Source organism: Pseudoalteromonas sp. APAL1, assembly GCF_021532475.1.
Classification (GTDB): Bacteria; Pseudomonadota; Gammaproteobacteria; order Enterobacterales; family Alteromonadaceae; genus Pseudoalteromonas; species Pseudoalteromonas lipolytica_C.
Genome location: NZ_JAKGAW010000004.1, coordinates 39,066 through 58,272 on the forward strand (window position 1 = coordinate 39,066; position 19,207 = coordinate 58,272).

The 19,207-nt window shown below is 42.2% G+C and carries 24 protein-coding genes; 15 read left to right on the plus strand and 9 right to left on the minus strand.

Annotated features, from left to right (window positions below; all coding sequences use genetic code 11):
- Positions 1-43 precede the first annotated feature (43 nt).
- Genes lptB through L1264_RS03310 form a run of 6 tightly spaced genes read right to left on the minus strand, consistent with a single transcriptional unit; the run spans position 44 to position 4,329 of the window.
- Positions 44-769, minus strand: coding sequence for an LPS export ABC transporter ATP-binding protein (gene lptB, locus L1264_RS03285; protein ID WP_135923432.1), 726 nt, complete (start codon positions 767-769; stop codon positions 44-46).
- Positions 766-1,287, minus strand: a complete 522-nt coding sequence (gene lptA / locus L1264_RS03290) for a lipopolysaccharide transport periplasmic protein LptA (RefSeq protein WP_135923433.1) — start codon at positions 1,285-1,287, stop codon at positions 766-768. Before lptA ends, lptB begins: the two co-directional genes overlap by 4 nt.
- On the minus strand, positions 1,277-1,831 hold the full coding sequence (lptC, locus tag L1264_RS03295; protein ID WP_135923434.1) for an LPS export ABC transporter periplasmic protein LptC: 555 nt from the start codon (positions 1,829-1,831) through the stop codon (positions 1,277-1,279). The genes lptA and lptC overlap by 11 nt, the downstream gene beginning before the upstream one ends.
- Positions 1,828-2,379 carry a 3-deoxy-manno-octulosonate-8-phosphatase KdsC gene (gene kdsC / locus L1264_RS03300; protein WP_235403634.1) on the minus strand — a complete coding sequence of 184 codons (552 nt, stop codon included), beginning with the start codon at positions 2,377-2,379 and terminating at the stop codon, positions 1,828-1,830. The genes lptC and kdsC overlap by 4 nt, the downstream gene beginning before the upstream one ends.
- A gap of 3 nt (positions 2,380-2,382) precedes the next feature.
- Complete coding sequence (locus L1264_RS03305) at positions 2,383-3,354, minus strand: KpsF/GutQ family sugar-phosphate isomerase (RefSeq protein WP_138558036.1); 972 nt, start codon at positions 3,352-3,354, stop codon at positions 2,383-2,385.
- A 3-nt stretch (positions 3,355-3,357) separates the two neighbouring features.
- Positions 3,358-4,329 carry a calcium/sodium antiporter gene (locus tag L1264_RS03310; protein ID WP_138558035.1) on the minus strand — a complete coding sequence of 324 codons (972 nt, stop codon included), beginning with the start codon at positions 4,327-4,329 and terminating at the stop codon, positions 3,358-3,360.
- A 247-nt stretch (positions 4,330-4,576) separates the two neighbouring features.
- On the opposite strand from L1264_RS03310, the gene mlaF reads away from it, so the two are divergent.
- Genes mlaF through murA form a run of 7 tightly spaced genes read left to right on the plus strand, consistent with a single transcriptional unit; the run spans position 4,577 to position 9,233 of the window.
- Positions 4,577-5,395 carry a phospholipid ABC transporter ATP-binding protein MlaF gene (gene mlaF / locus L1264_RS03315; RefSeq protein WP_135926228.1) on the plus strand — a complete coding sequence of 273 codons (819 nt, stop codon included), beginning with the start codon at positions 4,577-4,579 and terminating at the stop codon, positions 5,393-5,395.
- Positions 5,388-6,167: a lipid asymmetry maintenance ABC transporter permease subunit MlaE gene (mlaE, locus tag L1264_RS03320; RefSeq protein WP_135923438.1), complete on the plus strand. Its 780-nt coding sequence runs from the start codon at positions 5,388-5,390 to the stop codon at positions 6,165-6,167. Before mlaF ends, mlaE begins: the two co-directional genes overlap by 8 nt.
- Before the next feature lie 13 nt (positions 6,168-6,180).
- Positions 6,181-6,729 (plus strand): outer membrane lipid asymmetry maintenance protein MlaD, encoded by a 549-nt coding sequence (mlaD, locus tag L1264_RS03325; protein ID WP_135923439.1) that lies wholly within the window; start codon positions 6,181-6,183, stop codon positions 6,727-6,729.
- A 2-nt stretch (positions 6,730-6,731) separates the two neighbouring features.
- Positions 6,732-7,409 (plus strand): MlaC/ttg2D family ABC transporter substrate-binding protein, encoded by a 678-nt coding sequence (locus L1264_RS03330; protein WP_199526676.1) that lies wholly within the window; start codon positions 6,732-6,734, stop codon positions 7,407-7,409.
- Positions 7,402-7,695: an STAS domain-containing protein gene (locus tag L1264_RS03335; RefSeq protein ID WP_199526666.1), complete on the plus strand. Its 294-nt coding sequence runs from the start codon at positions 7,402-7,404 to the stop codon at positions 7,693-7,695. The genes L1264_RS03330 and L1264_RS03335 overlap by 8 nt, the downstream gene beginning before the upstream one ends.
- A gap of 5 nt (positions 7,696-7,700) precedes the next feature.
- Complete coding sequence (locus L1264_RS03340) at positions 7,701-7,958, plus strand: BolA family protein (RefSeq protein ID WP_065978178.1); 258 nt, start codon at positions 7,701-7,703, stop codon at positions 7,956-7,958.
- Between the two features lie 15 nt (positions 7,959-7,973).
- Positions 7,974-9,233: a UDP-N-acetylglucosamine 1-carboxyvinyltransferase gene (gene murA, locus L1264_RS03345; protein ID WP_135923441.1), complete on the plus strand. Its 1,260-nt coding sequence runs from the start codon at positions 7,974-7,976 to the stop codon at positions 9,231-9,233.
- Between the two features lie 49 nt (positions 9,234-9,282).
- Here murA and L1264_RS03350 read toward each other — a convergent pair whose 3' ends face one another.
- From L1264_RS03350 to L1264_RS03360, 3 genes are all read right to left on the minus strand, one after another.
- Complete coding sequence (locus tag L1264_RS03350) at positions 9,283-10,365, minus strand: trypsin-like peptidase domain-containing protein (RefSeq protein ID WP_135923442.1); 1,083 nt, start codon at positions 10,363-10,365, stop codon at positions 9,283-9,285.
- A 98-nt stretch (positions 10,366-10,463) separates the two neighbouring features.
- Positions 10,464-11,816: a Do family serine endopeptidase gene (locus L1264_RS03355; protein ID WP_135923443.1), complete on the minus strand. Its 1,353-nt coding sequence runs from the start codon at positions 11,814-11,816 to the stop codon at positions 10,464-10,466.
- A 123-nt stretch (positions 11,817-11,939) separates the two neighbouring features.
- The gene (locus tag L1264_RS03360; RefSeq protein WP_135923444.1) at positions 11,940-12,383 is read right to left on the minus strand and encodes a YhcB family protein; all 444 of its coding nucleotides are present in this window, start codon (positions 12,381-12,383) and stop codon (positions 11,940-11,942) included.
- A 178-nt stretch (positions 12,384-12,561) separates the two neighbouring features.
- Here L1264_RS03360 and zapE point away from each other — a divergent pair, with 178 nt between their 5' ends.
- From zapE to L1264_RS03400, 8 genes are all read left to right on the plus strand, one after another.
- Entirely contained in the window at positions 12,562-13,650 is a 1,089-nt protein-coding gene (gene zapE / locus L1264_RS03365; RefSeq protein ID WP_135923445.1) for a cell division protein ZapE, read from the plus strand.
- 341 nt (positions 13,651-13,991) lie between these two features.
- On the plus strand, positions 13,992-14,420 hold the full coding sequence (gene rplM / locus L1264_RS03370) for a 50S ribosomal protein L13 (protein WP_062568574.1): 429 nt from the start codon (positions 13,992-13,994) through the stop codon (positions 14,418-14,420).
- Positions 14,421-14,428: 8 nt separating this feature from the next.
- Positions 14,429-14,821, plus strand: coding sequence for a 30S ribosomal protein S9 (gene rpsI / locus L1264_RS03375; protein WP_095209788.1), 393 nt, complete (start codon positions 14,429-14,431; stop codon positions 14,819-14,821).
- 632 nt (positions 14,822-15,453) lie between these two features.
- Positions 15,454-16,044 (plus strand): ubiquinol-cytochrome c reductase iron-sulfur subunit, encoded by a 591-nt coding sequence (petA, locus tag L1264_RS03380; RefSeq protein ID WP_054554178.1) that lies wholly within the window; start codon positions 15,454-15,456, stop codon positions 16,042-16,044.
- A complete protein-coding gene (locus L1264_RS03385; protein WP_135923447.1) occupies positions 16,044-17,309 on the plus strand; it encodes a cytochrome b in 1,266 nt (421 codons plus the stop codon). The genes petA and L1264_RS03385 overlap by 1 nt, the downstream gene beginning before the upstream one ends.
- Positions 17,306-18,043, plus strand: a complete 738-nt coding sequence (locus tag L1264_RS03390; RefSeq protein WP_135923448.1) for a cytochrome c1 — start codon at positions 17,306-17,308, stop codon at positions 18,041-18,043. Before L1264_RS03385 ends, L1264_RS03390 begins: the two co-directional genes overlap by 4 nt.
- 79 nt (positions 18,044-18,122) lie before the next feature.
- Positions 18,123-18,749: a stringent starvation protein SspA gene (sspA, locus tag L1264_RS03395; RefSeq protein WP_054554181.1), complete on the plus strand. Its 627-nt coding sequence runs from the start codon at positions 18,123-18,125 to the stop codon at positions 18,747-18,749.
- Positions 18,749-19,189 (plus strand): ClpXP protease specificity-enhancing factor, encoded by a 441-nt coding sequence (locus tag L1264_RS03400; protein WP_135923449.1) that lies wholly within the window; start codon positions 18,749-18,751, stop codon positions 19,187-19,189. The genes sspA and L1264_RS03400 overlap by 1 nt, the downstream gene beginning before the upstream one ends.
- Positions 19,190-19,207 lie beyond the last annotated feature (18 nt).

The window sequence follows — 19,207 nt, forward strand, 5'->3', positions numbered from 1 at the left end:
TTGTTATTTAGTTTAGCAGATGCGCTAGATGGTGGCTTATTGGTTATAGCCTGAATTGCTCACCTAGATACACATCGCGTACGGTTTGGTCAGCTAAAACATGCTCAGGTGTTCCTGATGCAATTAGCTCCCCATGAGAAACAATGTAGGCTTTTTCACAAACATCAAGGGTTTCTCTAACATTATGGTCAGTGATTAATACACCAATACCACGATTTTTTAAGTGTTCAATAATTTTCTTTATATCTAACACTGAAATAGGATCAACACCAGCAAAAGGCTCATCTAACAAGATAAATTTAGGGTTTGCGGCTAATGCCCGAGCAATTTCTACGCGACGACGCTCGCCCCCAGATAAGGCCATACCTTGACTATCACGAATATGCTGAATACTAAATTCATCAAGTAAGTTGTTGAGTGTTTCTTCTCGGCCTTGTTTATTTAAATCTTTACGCGTTTCTAAAATAGCCATTAGGTTTTGATAAACCGTTAACTTTCTAAAAATAGATGACTCTTGTGGTAGGTAACCAATCCCTAAACGTGCTCGGCTATGCATTGGCAAAAGTGTAATATCATTATCATCAATGCTGATCTTGCCTTTATCGCTAGGTACTAAGCCAACAATCATATAGAAAGTGGTGGTTTTGCCTGCGCCATTTGGGCCAAGCAAACCAACGATACTGCCCGCTTCAACCTCAAGACCCACATTTTTGACAACTTGGCGGCCTTTATAACTTTTTGCTAAAAGCTCTGCTTTTAATGTGCTCATGGTTGGCCTTTATCGTCTTGTTTGTTGTCAACAGGCACTAAGATTGTGTGTACACGGTCTGTTGAGTTTTCGTCTTTTTCTGCGCTAATTAGTTGTTGTGCCATATCATAAGTAATGCTTTTCGCTGTTACTTTTTGGCCTGCTTGAGTTACTTCGGCTTCCCCATTTAAAGTTAAGAAGCGCTTGGCTACGTCGTAGCGAACTTCTTCTGCACTGGCGCTCATTACCGTGCCATCTGCTTGCTTTTCTTCAAAATAAGCAGGCTTACCTGTGGCGATAATTAACTCAACAGTACCTTCTGTATCACCACCATGGGCTTCAAGGCGTTCGGCTGTGATCCGGCGGTTACCATGTATAATTTCGACATTGCCTTCAAATATACCAACGCCATCTTTTAGCTTACCAGTTTGGCGATCTGAGCTTATGCTAATTTGTGCGCCTGTCTGCTCGGCAGCTACGCCTGAAAAGGCAATCAATAAGCTTGGGATCAGGAGTAATTTCTTCAGTTTATTGGTCATAGTATATGGTTCGTGTATGGTTAGTTAACTCTACAATCTCGGTTTTTAAATTAGCTTTTAGGCCTTTACCGGTAATTTTTAAATTTGGTCCTGTTAGCGTCACAGGTTGCTTCGAAAACATGGTCATTTGTTCTATATCAACATTAATGTTTTCAGCTTTAATATCTTCGATCATGCCATTATGGGTTAAGTTTTTAGCAACAACATCGCCTTCAAAAATAAGCTGATCGTTTTCATATAAGGTGGCTTCTTTAGCTTTTACTTGCCAAATTTGCTGGTCGCCATAAAGTGTAAAAATAGGTTGCTCAAAAAAGGTAAACCCAAGTTGCTGATAAAGCTCCATTTTCGCAGCGGCCACTTTATGGCTAATCTTGCCTTGCTCATCATAAGCGGTTTGCTTTAGTGCAACGGCCGTATAATCGGGAGTTGCAATAATCTCGTCTTCACTATTTATTGTGTTTGTTGTTTGGTTAAAGTACGGATACCACAACCACACCATGCAACAAACAAAAACAATACTCAGTAAAATACGGGCTATATTCATGCGCTGGTTCCATTGCTAGTTAACGGCTTACCGTTTTCTAACATCAGTAAATCTGTTAATTCACGTACAGCGCCAAAGCCACCCGGTAGCATGGTCGTATAGTGAGCCAGTTTTTTTATCAATGGGTGCGCATCATTGACTGCTACCGCAAAGCCTACTTTTTCCATTACAGGCAAATCAGGGCCATCGTCACCAATGTACGCTATTTGCTCATCTTCTAGGCCAAGTTTATCTTTTAACTCTTGGTATGCAATCAGCTTTGTTTCTTGGCCTTGATAAATATGCTGTACGGTTAGGCTAGTCATTCGCTGCTGAACTATTTGTGAATGGCGCCCGGTAATAACGGCAACTTCAAAGCCACTATTAATGAGTGCTTTGATGCCAAAGCCATCTTTGGTATTAAATGCTTTAAGCTCTTCGCCCTGATTTCCAAGATAAATTCGGCCATCAGAAAAAACGCCATCAATATCACATATTAGTAACTTAACTTTTTGAGCACGCTGACTTACATCAGGACTAAGGGGCTGGTATAGCTCGGCGAATGTCATTACTTACAGAACTCCTGCTTTTAATAGGTCTTGCATATTAAGCGCGCCAATCGGTGTGTTATTTTTATCGATTACAATCAAGCCGTTGATACGTTTGCGTTCCATAATATTTAACGCCTCAGCAGCCAGCATCTCTGCACTGGCTGTAGTACATGAGCGCGTCATGACCTGACTAATGGCGGTACTATGAATATCAATACGTTGCTCTAAAATACGACGTAAATCACCATCCGTAAATAAGCCGCAGAGTTTTTGGTCTTCCGCGACCACGGCTGTCATACCTAACCCCTTCGCAGACATTTCAATAAGCGCATCTTTAATGCTTTGCGACTCGTGCACTATTGGTGTTGCATCACCACTGTGCATTACATCGTTTAATGTAAGCAACAAGCGTTTACCTAGGCTACCTCCGGGATGAGATAATGCAAAGTCATCGGCTGTAAAGCCACGTGTTTCGAGTAAAGCAACAGCCATTGCATCACCCATAACCAAGGTTGCTGTAGTGCTTGCCGTTGGTGCAAGACCCAGTGGGCATGCTTCTTGGCTAACTTTAATACAAACATGCACATTAGAGAGCTTTGCCATTGTTGAGTCAGGGTTACCTGTTAGCGAAATCATTTTTGCGCCAATTCGTTTAATAACAGGAATAATGCTTAACACTTCACTGGTTTCACCCGAATTCGAAATGCACATTACTACATCATCTCGAGTGATCATCCCTAGGTCGCCATGGCTTGCTTCGCCAGGATGAACGAAAAATGCCGGTGTACCAGTGCTTGCTAATGTGGCAGCTATTTTATTGCCAATGTGGCCAGACTTACCCATGCCTATAACGATGATACGGCCTGTGCATTGGTACATTAGCTGACAAGCTTGCTCGAAATGTTCATCGATGTACTGATCTATTTCGTGTAAAGCTTGCGCTTCAATTTCAAGAACGCGCTTACCTTGCGCAATAAAATTTAGCTGGGTCATTGATTATCCTATTTGGCTAAAAATATAGCCTTGATATGCAATAAATGCGACTAACAAAAAGCCACCTTCTACTCTATTGATGCGGCGAGCACCTTTAAAGTTCAATGACATGGCAATCAGCACTAAAGTAGCTGCAATCATGATAAGGGCATCGCGGTTCGCTGCAGATGGGTCGATAATCGATGGGTTGATGATCCCAGCCAGTGGTAAAACAGCGAGTAGGTTGAAAATGTTCGAGCCTACAATATTACCCAATGCTAAATCATCTTCGTTTTTCAATACCCCAGCAATACATGCAGCCAGTTCAGGAAGACTGGTACCAATAGCGATAATTGTTAAACCAATTACAAGGTCTGAAAGGCCAAAGTATTTAGCAATATCAACGGCTGATTCGACTAAAAAATGTGAGCTGATAGGTAAAAGTATCATACCGATAACAAGCCATAGGATAGCTGATTTAGTACTGACATTATCGGGAACATCTTCACATGCCTCGCTCACGAAAGGGTCATCGTCTTGATTTTTAGCGCGTAAAGACACAATCACTAAGCCTGCGATGAAGACAACAAAGGCAAGAGCTAATGCGATACCTTCGGCAAACGAAAAGTAGTTATCTGAAAACACGTACCATGCCGCAATTGAGACAAGCAGTACTAAAGGCATTTCTCGTTTTAAGGTCATTGACGAGACAGAAAGAGGGCGAAGTAGTGCTGTTACGCCCAGTACAAGTAAGATATTGGTGATATTTGAGCCAACAGCATTACCTACTGCTGTATCAGTTTTACCGGCAAGCGCGGCAGAAGCAGATACCATCATTTCAGGGGCTGAAGAACCCATAGCAACAACCGTTAAACCTATGATTAGGGTCGGGATCCCCATATTTTTTGCGAGTGCAGCCGCACCATAAACAAACCGATCGGCACTCCAAACAAGTGCTGCAAAACCAATAATTAAAATGACAAAAGAAGTCACCATTGTGATACGCCAACATTACTGAAACAGATGACTGCAAATAGTAACAAAAGCGAGCAGGAAAGTATAAGTAAAAGAATAGGCTGGCAGGCACAAAGCGCGGTTTTTCAGGAATGAGATTTCAGGTGTGGTTAAGGAGCAACTGCGTAGAGTTTAATTTGACGAATAGAAAATATTACAAAATTTTACGAATTGTTTTTTCCATCTTGACTAAAAAAACTTTAAAATGGCAAAACGAGTGAAAAACGTTATGGAGAGCGACTTGTCGCAATCAATAGTAGAAATCAAGGATGTAACCTTTTCACGGGGCGATAGAATCATATATAAAAATATGAGTTTTAACATTCCGAAAGGCAAGATCACCGCTATCATGGGACCGAGCGGCATAGGTAAAACCACCATGTTACGCTTGATAGGTGGTCAACTTAAGCCTGATTCTGGTGATATTTTGTTCGAAGGCAATAGTATTCCTAGCATGTCTCGCAAGGAGCTTTATGCTGCTCGCACTAAAATGAGTATGCTTTTTCAAAGTGGTGCTTTATTCACTGATATGTCTGTGTTTGACAATATCGCTTTCCCCTTACGCGAACACACTCAACTTAGTGAAGATTTAATTCGGCTTGTAGTCCTTATGAAGTTACAAGCTGTAGGTCTTCGTGGTGCACAAGATTTAATGCCGTCTGAATTATCAGGTGGTATGGCACGCCGTGCAGCTTTGGCTCGCTCGATAGCCCTTGACCCCGAACTGATTATGTATGATGAGCCTTTTGCCGGCCAAGACCCTATTTCGATGGGGGTACTTGTTAAGCTGATCAAATCACTGAATGAGGTGTTAGGTTTATCGTCGCTTATTGTAACGCACGATGTAACCGAAGTGCTTAGTATTGCAGATCACGTGATCATTATTGCTGATCAAGGTGTGATTGGTGAAGGCTCACCTGAGCAAATGCAAAATCATCAATCAGAGCTTGTTCAGCAGTTCTTAAAAGGATTATCGGATGGTCCTGTACCATTCCATTATCCTGCTCCTGCTTATGATGATGAATTATTGGGAGTACCGAATGCTTGATCTGTTTCAAAAGCTAGGTCACAAGACGTTAGGCCGTTTTGCTGCGCTTGGTCGCTCTACGCAAATGTTGTTTGGCGCATTAGTAAATATGCCAAACTTCAAAAAAGGTACGCCGTTACTGATCCGTCAGTTGTATATGGTCGGCTCACAATCGCTTTTAATCATTATGGTGTCGGGCCTGTTTATCGGCATGGTGCTCGCTTTACAAGGCTATACCGTATTAGTCGGTTATGGTGCTGAAGATAGCTTAGGGCCATTGGTGGCACTAAGTTTGTTACGCGAATTAGGGCCTGTGGTCACGGCGTTATTATTTGCTGGTCGCGCGGGCAGTGCACTAACAGCTGAAATCGGCTTGATGAAAGCCACTGAGCAATTATCTAGCTTAGAGATGATGGCAATTGACCCACTAAAACGCATTATTGCCCCGCGTTTTTGGGCTGGCTTTATTAGTATGCCATTGCTTGCATTGATATTTTCTGCTGTTGCTATTATCGGCGCTCACTTAGTTGGCGTTGATTGGCTTGGTGTTGATTCAGGTAGTTTCTGGTCAATCATGCAAGCGCAAGTGTCGTTTCAGCAAGATATTGTTAATGGCATGATTAAAAGCTTTGTATTTGCCTTGATTGTAACGTGGATTGCGCTTTACAAAGGGTATGACTGTATCCCTACTTCTGAAGGGATAAGTAAAGCGACAACAGAAACCGTTGTACACTCATCACTGGCAGTTTTAGGTTTTGACTTTATTTTAACAGCGGTAATGTTTACCAGCTAATTAGGGTATAAAGATGAATTCACGGAAATTAGAAATTTTAGTTGGCTTTTTTGTAGCCCTAGGTATTGCGGCTTTTGCATTGCTTGCATTCAAAGTAGCAAATGCCGGCATTAGTGGTAGCGGTGAAACGTACCAACTAAATGCCAAGTTTGAAAACATTGGTTCGTTAAAAGCCCGCGCGCCAATTAAGGTCGGCGGAGTTGTTGTAGGGCGTGTTGAGTCAATTTCAATTGATCCAAAAGAGTTTGTGCCAGTGGTTAATATGGCGATTGACGCAAACTATTTGTGTAAGTTTTCAGATACAACCTCTATCTCTATTTTAACATCAGGTATTTTAGGGGAGCAGTACTTGGGTATTAACCCGGTTATTGCTGCCGATTCTGCAGAGCAACGCTGCATGGGTGAAAAAGTGACAGCCGCTCAAGATGATGCTGCTTTAGATGATTTGTTTGGTGTTGAAAGTAAAGCGCTTGCTGATGGTGATTACATTACCGATACCAAGTCAGCATTAGTATTAGAAGAGCTGATAGGTCAGTTCTTGTTCAACCAAGGAAGTGAATAATGATGTTTAAAAAATTTCTAATCGCTTTAAGCGTGGTGTTTACGGTAGGTGTACACGCTGCAGAGCCTGATGTCGATTTAAAAGACCCATACAAAATGGTGCGCAAAGTATCAGATAATACCTTTGCACGTATTACTAAAGATCAGCCTTTAATCGCCAAAGATAAAGAGTATCTACGAGTGATCGTAGAAGAAGAGTTAATGCCTTACATTGACTACAAGTACGCTGCACTTCGTGTGTTAGGTAACCATGTATCAAAAGTACGTGCAATCGAAGATAAAGAAGAAAAGGCAAAAGCAATCAAAGATTTGCAACACTTCATTGATGTGTTTCAAAAATACCTAATTGCTACATACGCTGGTGTGTTTACGCAGTATACAAACCAAAGTGTTGAGTTTGGCCCAGCCCAGCCTTTTAAAGGTCAAGATGTGGTACTAGTCAAAACGAAAATTGTGGAACCAGGTAAGCCTGATATTAAAATTGACTTTAAAGTACGTGAAGACCGAGATGGTGATTGGCGTGCATACGACATGATTGCCGAGGGTATTAGCCTGCTTGACGCTAAACAAAGTGAATTACAAGGCATTTTGCGTCAACAAGGTATCGAACACGTGAGTGACTTACTTGAGCAAAAGAGCCAACTACCAGTGCAGTTTAGAGGTGAAGGTGGCGATGAGTAACGTTGATATTACTCAACTCGAGGATAATCAGTTTCGGGTCAGTGGTGAACTGACCCGAAATTCTATCACCAATGAACGCCTTCTGAACACCAAGTCACAATCTACACACAAAACGTGGTATTTTGACCTTTCTGGTGTATCTAGGGTTGACACGGCGGGCTTAGCTTGGTTAATTCACTCTTTCGCAGAATTAAAGCAGCAAGGTATTCGCCTTGAATTGCAAAATATTCCTGAGCAACTGCAAAACTTGATGCAGTTGGGACAGGTCACAACCTTATTTGAGTGAGATTTATGGAAACAAGCCAAGTCGAAACGTTATTACGCGACGAATTAAAGCTAGACGAAGTGATTGTTAAAGCAAACGGTAGCCACTACGAAGTGATTGCTGTTGGTGAGTGTTTTGACGGTTTAACGCGCGTTAAGAAACAACAATTGGTCTATGCTCCGTTAATGTCAACAATCTCAGACGGTACAATCCACGCTGTATCAATCAAAGCGTTCACGCCGACTGAATGGAAACGCGAACAAAAATTTATTTTACCTCAATAGTTTCAGGGCCTCCTCATGGATCAATTTGTTATTCAAGGTGGCACCTCGCTGGCAGGTGAAGTCACTATTTCTGGCGCTAAAAACGCCGCACTTCCTATTTTGTTTGCAGCACTGCTTGGGCAAGGTAAAAGTACCTTTAGTAACGTACCTCGCTTACGTGATATCGGCACCACCGAAGCTTTACTTAAAACGCTTGGTGCAACGGTAGAATGGCAGCAAGATACGCTGATCATTGATGGCGCGACGGTTGATAAAACTTTAGCTCCGTATGAGCTGGTAAAACAAATGCGTGCCTCTGTGCTTGCTCTGGGGCCTTTAGTGGCACGTTTCGGTGAAGCACAAGTTTCACTGCCTGGTGGTTGTGCCATTGGTGCCCGCCCGGTTGATATTCATATTCAAGGACTTGAGCGCATGGGCGCAGTGATCAAGGTTGAAAATGGTTATATCAATGCCAAAGTTGATGGTCGTTTAAAAGGCGCCGAAATCTTCATGGAAATGGTGAGTGTTGGCGCAACAGAAAACTTACTTATGGCCGCAACGCTGGCTGATGGTAAAACAGTTCTTGAAAACGCTGCACGCGAACCTGAGATCACTGATCTTGCGAATTGCTTAATTGCGATGGGTGCTAAAATCAGCGGTGCAGGTACAAGCCGCATCGAAATTGAAGGTGTTGAGTCGTTATCTGGTTGCGAGTACAGTATTCTTCCAGACCGCATTGAAACAGGTACTTTCTTGGTAGCTGCTGCAATGGCTGGCGGCGAAGTATTGTGTAAAAACACAGATCACCATAGCCTAGATCCCGTGATTGAAAAGTTACGCGCCACGAATGCTTTGGTTGAAGTGACTGATAACAGTATTTACCTTGATATGCGTGGTCGTGAATTAAAAGCGGTTAACATTAAGACCATGCCACACCCGGGCTTTCCAACCGACATGCAAGCGCAATTTACCGCTTTAAATGTGGTAGCGAAGGGCAGTGCTACCATCACTGAAACTATTTTTGAAAATCGTTTTATGCATGTACCTGAACTACAGCGTATGGGCGCAAATATTCGCTTAGAAGGTAATACAGCAATTTGTGGTGATACAGAAAGGTTATCGGGCGCGCAAGTGATGGCGACAGATTTACGTGCGTCAGCAAGCCTTATTTTAACTGGTATTGTGGCGCAAGGTGAGACAGTTGTTGATCGCATTTACCACGTTGACCGTGGTTATCAGCGTATTGAAGACAAACTAAGTGCGCTGGGTGCTAATATTAAGCGCCGCTCAAGCTAATCGCTAAATACTTATAAAAAAGCCTAACGTCTGTTAGGCTTTTTTTTGGTTAAGATTTTGACTCTAGTTCGCCAACAGTAACCATAATCTTTAATATCTCACCATCACGATAGACTTCAAATTCTAGCTTATTGCCCGGTTCAGTTTTTGCTAGTTTGTCTAAAACTAGTTGTGGGTTAGCAACCGAAATACCGCCGATTTTAATTACGATATCGGTTTCTCTGATCCCCGCTTGCCACGCTGGTCCAAACGGGTCTAGCTCGGTAATACGCATTCCTGCTACAGGCGTAAAGTTATCACTAACATCTTTGCCTGTGCTATCTATGCCGGTGCCTCTAAAACCTAAATAACCTCGTACAACACGACCATGTTTGATTAATATATCCATGATGTCTTTAGCGATTGAGTAGGGCACTGCAAAGAAAATACCTTGGATATCCAAATCTGCATGGGTTTTAAATTGCGCCGACGTGATACCTACTAAGTCACCACGTGAATTAACTAATGCGCCACCTGAGTTTCCTACATTTATGGCGGCATCCATTTGTAATAGGCTGCTGTATGGGCTGTCTATTAAGTTTTGCTTACCTGTAGCGCTAATAATCCCTTGGGTAATGGTTTGACCTAAATTAAGTGGGTTACCAATGGCTAAAACAACATCGCCTACACGTGGTTTAAAATTGTCATTAACAGGAATGACAGGTAAGTGTTCAGCGTTTATTTTTAATAAAGCTAAATCTGTTTCACTATCAAAGCCAATCACTTGAACATCATAAAAACGACGACCGTCTGCCAGTGTAATAATGATCAAGTCGGCATTTTTAATAACGTGATAATTAGTCAGAATGTAACCGTCTTGCGACATAATGACGCCTGAACCAAGTGCCTGAACAGTGTTTTGACGTTTGTAGCGTGGTTGGTTAGAAATACTTTCGGAAAAAATAGTTACCACAGAAGGGGCTGCACGTTGCACTGCATCGGCAAAGCTCATGTGCTGCGAGCTGATCGCAACGGGTAAATTCATGTTGGGTAATAAAGCGCTACGTAAACTCGGGCTAAAAAGCACGACCAAGAAGGCGATACCTAAACCAGTAAAAAGCGGCGGTAGGATAAATTTTAAAAGTTTTAGCACAATATTCTTATTATCAATGAGCAATTATTTAATGATGGCACAAAAAAAATAACAGCGGCAAGCACCACTGTTATTTTTTCATGAAAAATCAAATAAAATTATTGAATTAATACAAAAATAAGCTCTCGACCTCGTTTTACTCCTAGGACGATATTACCTTTAGTGTTTTCGATAATCTTATTCATGTCGCGGATTGTTTCAACACGTTGACGGTTTACTTGCATAATCACGTCACCTTCTTCAAGGCCTACCCGCGCAGCTGGAGAGCGTGCTGCCACACTGGTTATTTCAACTCCTTTGCCATCACTCTTCTGAGTGTTCTCTAATGTTGCACCTTGGAAAGCTGGGTGAGTTTCTTCGCCAGCTGCTGTTAGTGAAGCTGCGCCATCGAGGGTTACATTTACTATTTTAACTTTACCATCTCGATAAATACCTAGTTTTACGCGTTTGCCTTCACCAAGCGTAGCAATTTTGCTGCGTAGTTCATGGAACCCGCTGATCTCAGTGCCATCGACGCTGATGATCACGTCACCGGCTTTGATACCCGCTTTGCTTGCTGCGGTGTCATCCATCACCTGCATAACGTAGGCACCCTGTTTTACATCAAGTTTTTGTGCTTTAGCAAGGCCAGCGTCAAGCGGGCGACCTGAAATGCCCAGTGAACCGCGACGAACTTCGCCATGCTCAATAATTTGATCAACGAGGTTTTTCATCATGGTTGATGGGATAGCAAAGCCAATACCTACGTTTCCACCTGATGCGCCTAAAATTGCGGTGTTAATACCAATCAGCTCACCATTTAGGTTTACTAATGCACCACCAGAGTTACCTTGGTTAATAGCCGCGTCGGTTTGAATAAAGTCTTCATAACCTTCTATGTTTAAACCACTGCGACCAAGCGCACTCACAATACCAGAGGTTACTGTGTGGCTTAAACCAAATGGGTTACCGATTGCTACCGCAAAATCACCCACGCGCAGTTTATCTGAGTCGGCAATTTTTAGCTCAGTTAAGTCATCAGCATCAATTTGCAGCAATGCAATATCTGATTCTTTATCACTGCCAATTCTGGTTGCCTCGTACTCACGACCATCCTCAAGGGTGACAATCATTTTTTCTGCATCTTCGACAACGTGGTTATTGGTAACAATATACCCTTCGTCTGCATTAATTATGACGCCAGAACCAAGGCCGCTAAATTCACGTTTTTGACTACCGCCGCGTGGTACGCCAAAAAAGTCATCAAACGGTGTTGGACGACGACGAACTTCTTTTGAGCCTGAAACTTGAATACTCACCACGCCAGGGGTTATTTGTTCTAACATTGGTGCAAGGGTTGGTAACTGTTGACCATTTACCGCCACTGGCAGTTTAGCCATTGAAACTGCAGGCGCTAACAATAAGCTTGAAGATAAAATAGCAGCACTAATAACAGATAATTTCATTTTCATAGTCAGGGTTTACTCCACATCAGAGATAAAGCAAAAACTAAAAAGGGCTGCATAAGCAGCCCTTTTCTTGGTTTAGATATAAAGCTGTTATATCTAAAGACTATGGGGTCAAAAAAAAGTTCATCAAGAGGCTTTAGAATGTTCTGAAACTTTATTTGAACCAGTAAATAACCCTGTTTCACCGACCACATAGTCTGCAGGTTGTGCTTCTGCACTTGAGCGATCGCCACGACGGTCTTGTAATGAGCTTTGCAATTGCTCAGTGGTTTCTTTTGAAAAGAACGGCTCGTTAGGGTGTTGCTTTTTATCTGCTAATAATAGTTTGTTCGTTTCTTCAACATGGTTGAGAAGCTGGTCATAGTTATCTTTCATCTTTGAGACAAGTTTCCCTGTGCTTGCCAAGTGATCGGCAACATCTTGGCGGTATTGCTCAAGTGCATTATTAGCTTGCTCTACTTGTTGTTCTAACTCATCTTGCTTAAATTGTTTCTTTGTTACAAACGCACCAATGAAAAATGCCGAAATTGCAACGATGATAAGAATACCTACCCAGGTAATTGTGCCCATAAATCTACCCCTTTGGGAAAAAATAACAAAAACAAATGCTGTAAAAGCACTTATAGTCCAATCATTATTAAAATATGCTTAATTTGATTGTGAAATCATACTGCGGGTTAATATACCCTGAGATACGATGCGTGTTAATATACTCTGCAAATTTAACTGTGTTTTATTGTAACGACCTATGACTCCTTGGCAGAAGTACCAACAAGATTTACAACGTGAAGACTTTGTACATGATGCAGCGCAAGAAAATGCTGTGCGTCATTTGCAAAGGCTCTATGATGACCTAACGGCAGAGAAACCAGCCGCTAAGGGGTGGTTTGCCAAACTCTTCTCTAAAGATAGCACGCCAGCCATAAAAGGGCTCTATTTTTGGGGGGGAGTAGGTAGAGGTAAGACCTATTTAGTCGATACTTTCTACGAAGCTTTACCTACTGAACGTAAGATGCGTGTGCACTTTCACCGTTTTATGCATCGTGTTCATGATGAGCTCAAAAAGTTAAAAAATACCAGTAATCCATTAAATGTGGTTGCAGATATCTTTAAAGCAGAAACAGATATTATTTGTTTTGACGAGTTTTTTGTTCAAGATATCACTGATGCAATGCTGTTAGGTGGCCTGATGGAAGCGTTATTTGAGCGCGGTATCGTATTAGTGGCAACTTCAAACATTGTACCTGACGAGCTATACCGAAACGGTTTGCAACGCGCGCGTTTTTTACCAGCTATTGAACTAGTAAAAGCTAACACCGAGATTGTTAATGTGGACTCGGGTGTTGATTACCGCTTACGTACCCTTGAGCAAGCCGAAATTTTTCATAGCCCACTTGATCAGCAAGCGGATGATAATTTATTTGAATACTTTGATAAGTTGTCGCCAGAGCCTGGCGTGCTCGATAAAGCGATTGAAATCGAAGGCCGATTGATAAAAACGCGAAAGGTAGCTGATTGTATCGTTATGTTCGACTTTAGTGAGTTGTGCGAAACAGCGAGAAGCCAAGTCGACTACATGGAAATCAGCCGACTCTATAACACTGTTATTTTATCGAATGTTAAAGCGCTCGGCCAAGCTAATGATGATGCAGCTCGCCGTTTTATTGCGTTAGTTGATGAGTTTTATGAGCGTAATGTGACGTTAATTATTTCTGCTGAAAAGCCCATAACTGAGCTGTATAGCGAAGGTAATTTAAATTTTGAATTTAAGCGCTGCATCAGTCGATTGCAAGAAATGCAATCGCTAGAATATTTAGCGAGAGAGCATTTAGCTTAGTGAGCAGTTAGCCGTCACTTTAAAGCCGAAAGGTTTTGAATATAAGGCGCGCCAAGCAAGCGTGACGCCTACGATTGATGTAGGCGTGAAATTTATTTCGCGCGCACTTATTAGCTGATAGCTGAATTTCTCGAATAAAAAACAACCATCATATAGCAATGTGGTTTAAGTGCTGGTATACTCCCGCGTCTGCCACGTTGCGTTCTATTGCCAGATATTAGTTTAGCCTCTAATTGATGGCTCAAAGTCTTAAACTCGAAGGGGTTAAAGCATTCAACTTAGAGCGGTAATTAATAATAATTACCTGTGGTTTTAAATTAAAAAACATTGGATTTTAATAAATGAAAACGTTTGTTGCTAAGCCAGAAACAGTAAAACGTGACTGGTACGTAGTTGACGCTGAAGGTAAAACTTTAGGTCGCATCGCTACTGAAATCGCTCGTCGCCTACGCGGTAAGCATAAAGCTGAGTACACTCCTCACGTAGATACTGGTGATTACATCATCGTTATCAATGCAGAGAAAGTTACTGTTACTGGTAATAAAGCAAAAGACAAAATGTACCACGCACACACTGGTTTCCCAGGTGGTCTTAAGTCTACTACTTTCGACAAGCTTCAAGCTGCAAAGCCTGAAATGATTATCGAAAAAGCTGTTAAAGGCATGTTGCCACGTGGTCCTTTAGGCCGCGCAATGTACCGTAAACTTAAAGTTTACGCAGGTACTGAGCACAACCATGCTGCACAACAGCCTCAGGTTCTAGACATTTAAGGAGCACTATCATGGCAAATCAATACTACGGTACAGGTCGTCGTAAAAGTTCAAGTGCTCGCGTATTCTTACGCCCAGGCACTGGTAACATCGTAATCAACAAGCGCTCTCTAGAAGAGTACTTCGGTCGTGAGACTGCTCGCATGGTTGTTCGTCAAGCATTAGAGCACGTTGAAATGACTGAAAAGTTTGACCTACACATCACTGTTTCAGGTGGTGGTACTACTGGTCAAGCTGGTGCTATCCGTCACGGTATCACTCGTGCACTTATGGAGTTTGACGAGTCTCTACGTCCTACACTTCGTAAAGCAGGTTTCGTTACACGTGATGCACGTAAAGTTGAGCGTAAGAAAGTGGGTCTTAAGAAAGCACGTAAGCGTCCACAATTCTCAAAACGTTAATATTTACGTTTATCAGAATACCAAAAACCCAGCTCCGGCTGGGTTTTTTGTTTCTTGGAGCCATCTGCTTTCAGACGTCAGTTTTTAGCAGATCGAGAGGGGGCTCAGTTTTTGATGTTTTACATCCATTTCTCAGGTTATATCGGGGTCAGATCACAGATCAGAACGCTGACGACTGATAGCTGATAGTAAAAACCCTACCTTTTTTCGTTCGATATTTAACCGCTGATAGTAATTACTGCGTATTACAGTAAAAAAACTTCACGATTTAGCGAAATTAGCTTAAATCCATCAGTTAATTGATGAATTTTTTTGCTACAATTGGAGGGCAAGTAATGTGAGTGAGTTCAACAACAGCTAATACAGAATTCTGTTTCCTCTTAGTGAGGTTGATCTTGGTCAGTATATTGTTTTTTTATATGCGTTATCATAACCAGCGGCTTCATGCTCGAGCTGGCCCTAATTAATCAACTATTAAAATGGGTTTATTCGAGCATGGGACTGTGAATAACCTTGTTTTAATCAAGGCTTTTAATTATGATCGCGTCTATTTTAAAATTTCTAAAAATTAACCTGCTGTAACTGATGTTCTCAATATGGCAAGTGTTGGGAATCATAGTGGAGATAAGTGGATGAGCAATGCGCCTGTAGACAATGGCCGACGTCGCTTTTTAACCATAGCTACCTCTGTTGTTGGTGGTGTTGGTGCGGCTGGGGCTGCTGTTCCTTTTATTGCGTCTTGGAATCCAAGTGAGCGAGCTAAATCTGCGGGTGCGCCTGTAGAAGTAGATATCAGCAAGCTTGAGCCAGGACAATTAATACGTGTTGAGTGGCGAGGAAAACCTGTTTGGGTTATTAATCGTACACCAAGAATGCTTGAACAGATGAAAGAACATGAAGGTCAACTTCGTGATCCTGCATCTGAAGAGCCTCAACAACCTGAATCATCAACAAACGAATACCGTTCTCAACGTCCTGAGATCTTCGTTGCTGTTGGTATTTGTACGCACTTAGGTTGTTCTCCTAGCTTCCTACAAGGTGGCTTTGGTGAAAAAGTAGAGGGCACAGACGACGGTTTCTTCTGTCCGTGTCACGGTTCTAAATTTGATATGGCGGGTCGTGTATTCCAATCTGTACCTGCACCATTAAATCTAGAAATCCCTCCGTATACCTTCCTTGATGACACGACTATTTTAGTCGGTGAAGAAAAAGGAGTGGCGTAATGTTTGGTAAAATTATTGGTTGGATCGACGATCGTATTCCAATGACACGTGTTTGGAACATGCACATTGCACAGTATCCAGCACCAAAAAACTTTAACTTCTGGTACTTCTTTGGCTCTCTAGCCATGTTAGTACTTGTTAACCAAATCGTAACTGGTATCTGGTTAACAATGAACTTCGTACCGTCTGCTGAAGGTGCTTTCGCATCGGTAGAATACATCATGCGTGATGTTGAATACGGTTGGTTACTACGTTACCTTCACTCAACAGGTGCATCAGCGTTCTTTATCGTTGTATATCTGCACATGTTCCGTGGCATGATCTACGGTTCTTACCAAAAACCACGTGAACTTCTGTGGTTATTCGGTATGTTCATCTTCTTAGCGCTTATGGCTGAAGCTTTCATGGGTTACTTATTGCCTTGGGGACAAATGTCTTTCTGGGGTGCACAGGTAATCATTTCACTATTCGGTGCGATTCCGGTAATTGGTGATGACTTAACGCTTTGGATCCGTGGTGACTACGTAATTTCAGGTGCAACGCTTAACCGCTTCTTTGCACTACACGTAATTGCACTACCTTTAGTTATCGTTATCTTAGTATTCTTACACATTGTTGCACTACACGAAGTGGGTTCAAACAACCCAGACGGTGTTGAAATCAAACGTAAGAAAGGCACTGTAGCTGAAGAAGACAAGCCTAAATTTAAATTCCACGAGTATTACACCAACAAGAAAGACATTGTTGATGCAATCCCGTTCCACCCTTACTACACAGTGAAAGATATTGTGGGTGTGGTTGGTTTCTTAATATTATTCTGTTGGGTTGTATTCTTTATGCCTGCGATGAATGGTTTCTTCTTAGAAGCGCCAAACTTCGAAGCAGCTAACCCACTGAAAACACCTGAGCACATTTTCCCTGTTTGGTACTTCACGCCATTCTATGCGATTCTGCGCGCTATCCCAGATAAACTAATCGGTGTTATCGCGATGGGTGCATCTATCGTAGTGCTTGCGTTACTACCTTGGATTGACCGTGGTTCGGTTCGTTCTATTCGTTATCGTTGTGGCTTACACAAGTTAAACATTGCTCAATTCGTGGTAACGTTCGTTATCTTAGGTTGGGTTGGTGCAACTCCACAAACTGATTTCAAAACGCTGTTATCACAAATCACGACTGTGACATACTTCATGTTCTTCGTATTGTTATTTGTTTACAGTAAGAATGAGAAAACTAAGCCATTACCAACGAGGTTGACGAAATGATGAAAAAGCTAATTATCGGTTTATTCGCATTGTTGCCATCGTTGACAATGGCAGCGGGTCCTTCGGTTCCTTTAATGGATGCCAACATTGACCTTAAAGACAATGCGTCTTTACAGCGCGGTGCTAAATTGTTCATGAACTACTGTCTTGGTTGTCACCAAATGCAGTATCAACGTTATGAGCGTACGTTCCGCGACATCGGTATTCCTACTGAGATTGGTCAAGAGCAACTGATTTTTGATGGCTCAAAAGTAGGTAGCCACATCAAAAACGCGATTGATAAAGATGACGCAGCTAAATGGTTTGGCGCAGCGCCACCAGATCTTACGCTTGTAGCGCGAGTTCGTGGTACTGACTGGATCTACACTTACCTGAAGTCATTCTACAAAGATGAATCTCGTCCGTTTGGCGTAAACAACGTTGTTTTCCCATCGGTAGGTATGCCGCACGTTCTTCAAGAACTACAAGGCTTACCAACACCAATCACTGAAGAAGTGGAAGAACACGGTCACACTGTGACTAAAGTTGTTGGCACTGAAACAGATGGTTCAGGTGAAATGAGTGTTGACGAGTATGACCAAGCTGCTCGTGATTTAACTAACTTCTTAGCTTACGTTGGCGAGCCGTCACGTTTAGAGTCAGAAGCGTTAGGTCTTAAGGTAATTGGTTTCTTAGTGATTCTATTTATCTTGGCATTCATGCTGAAGAAAGAATACTGGAGAGATGTTCACTAATTCTGGACGTTTTGAAAGGTAATTTTGTGATAGGGGCTTAAGCCCCTATTGCTGTTTTTGTAATATAATGGAGGTAGGCATGGCCGTAGCTGCCAATAAGCGCCCTGTAATGACCCTGTTTTCTGGTGCTAACTGTATGTATAGCCACCAAGTACGTATTGTACTTGCTGAAAAAGGTGTAAGTGTTGACATTCACCTGGCTGAAAAGGATAACCTGCCAGAGGCACTTCATGAAATTAACCCTTACGGTACAGTACCAACACTGATCGATCGTGAGCTTGGTTTATATCAGGCAAACATCATCATGGAATACCTTGATGAACGTTTTCCTCATCCTCCACTAATGCCAGTATATCCGGTTATGCGTGGCCGTAGTCGTCTGATGATGCACCGTATTGATACGGATTGGTATAGTCTAGCGAATAAGATCACTAGCGGTAGCAGCGAAGCAGCACAAGCACGCAAAGAGCTTACTGAAGCGTTACTTGCAATCGCACCTATCTTCTCTGAAGCTCCTTACTTTATGAGCGAAGAGTTCAGCTTAGTTGATTGTTACTTAGCGCCGTTATTATGGCGTTTACCTGAGCTTGGCATTGAACTTAATGGTGCTGGTGCTAAAGAGCTTAAAGAATACATGCTGCGTTTATTTGAGCGTGAATCATTCCAAGCTTCATTAACTGAAGCAGAGCGTGAGATCCGTTTATAATGACGCCTAATCGTCCTTATTTACTACGCGCTTTCTTTGATTGGATTGTTGATAATCAATGTACACCACACTTAGTGGTGAATGCTGATTTTCCTGCTGTACAAGTACCAACACAGTTTGTTCAAGACGGCCAGATCGTTTTAAACATCAGCCCATCAGCGGTCACGCAATTTGCTATGGATAACCAACAACTGAGCTTTAATGCTCGGTTTGGTGGTCAACCTATGCAAGTGTATGTACCTATGGGTGCTGTGCTCGCAATTTATGCACGTGAGAATGGTGAAGGGACTGTATTTACTGCAGAAGAATTCATCGAGGACGAAGACGATTTTGCTCCGGTATTAGAAAGTGTAGACACGCCTGACGATGTAACGCCAGATGATGAGCCACCAACTAAACCAGAGAAGAAAAAAGGTGCTCACTTACGAGTGATCAAATAGCCTTATTAAAATCGAAAA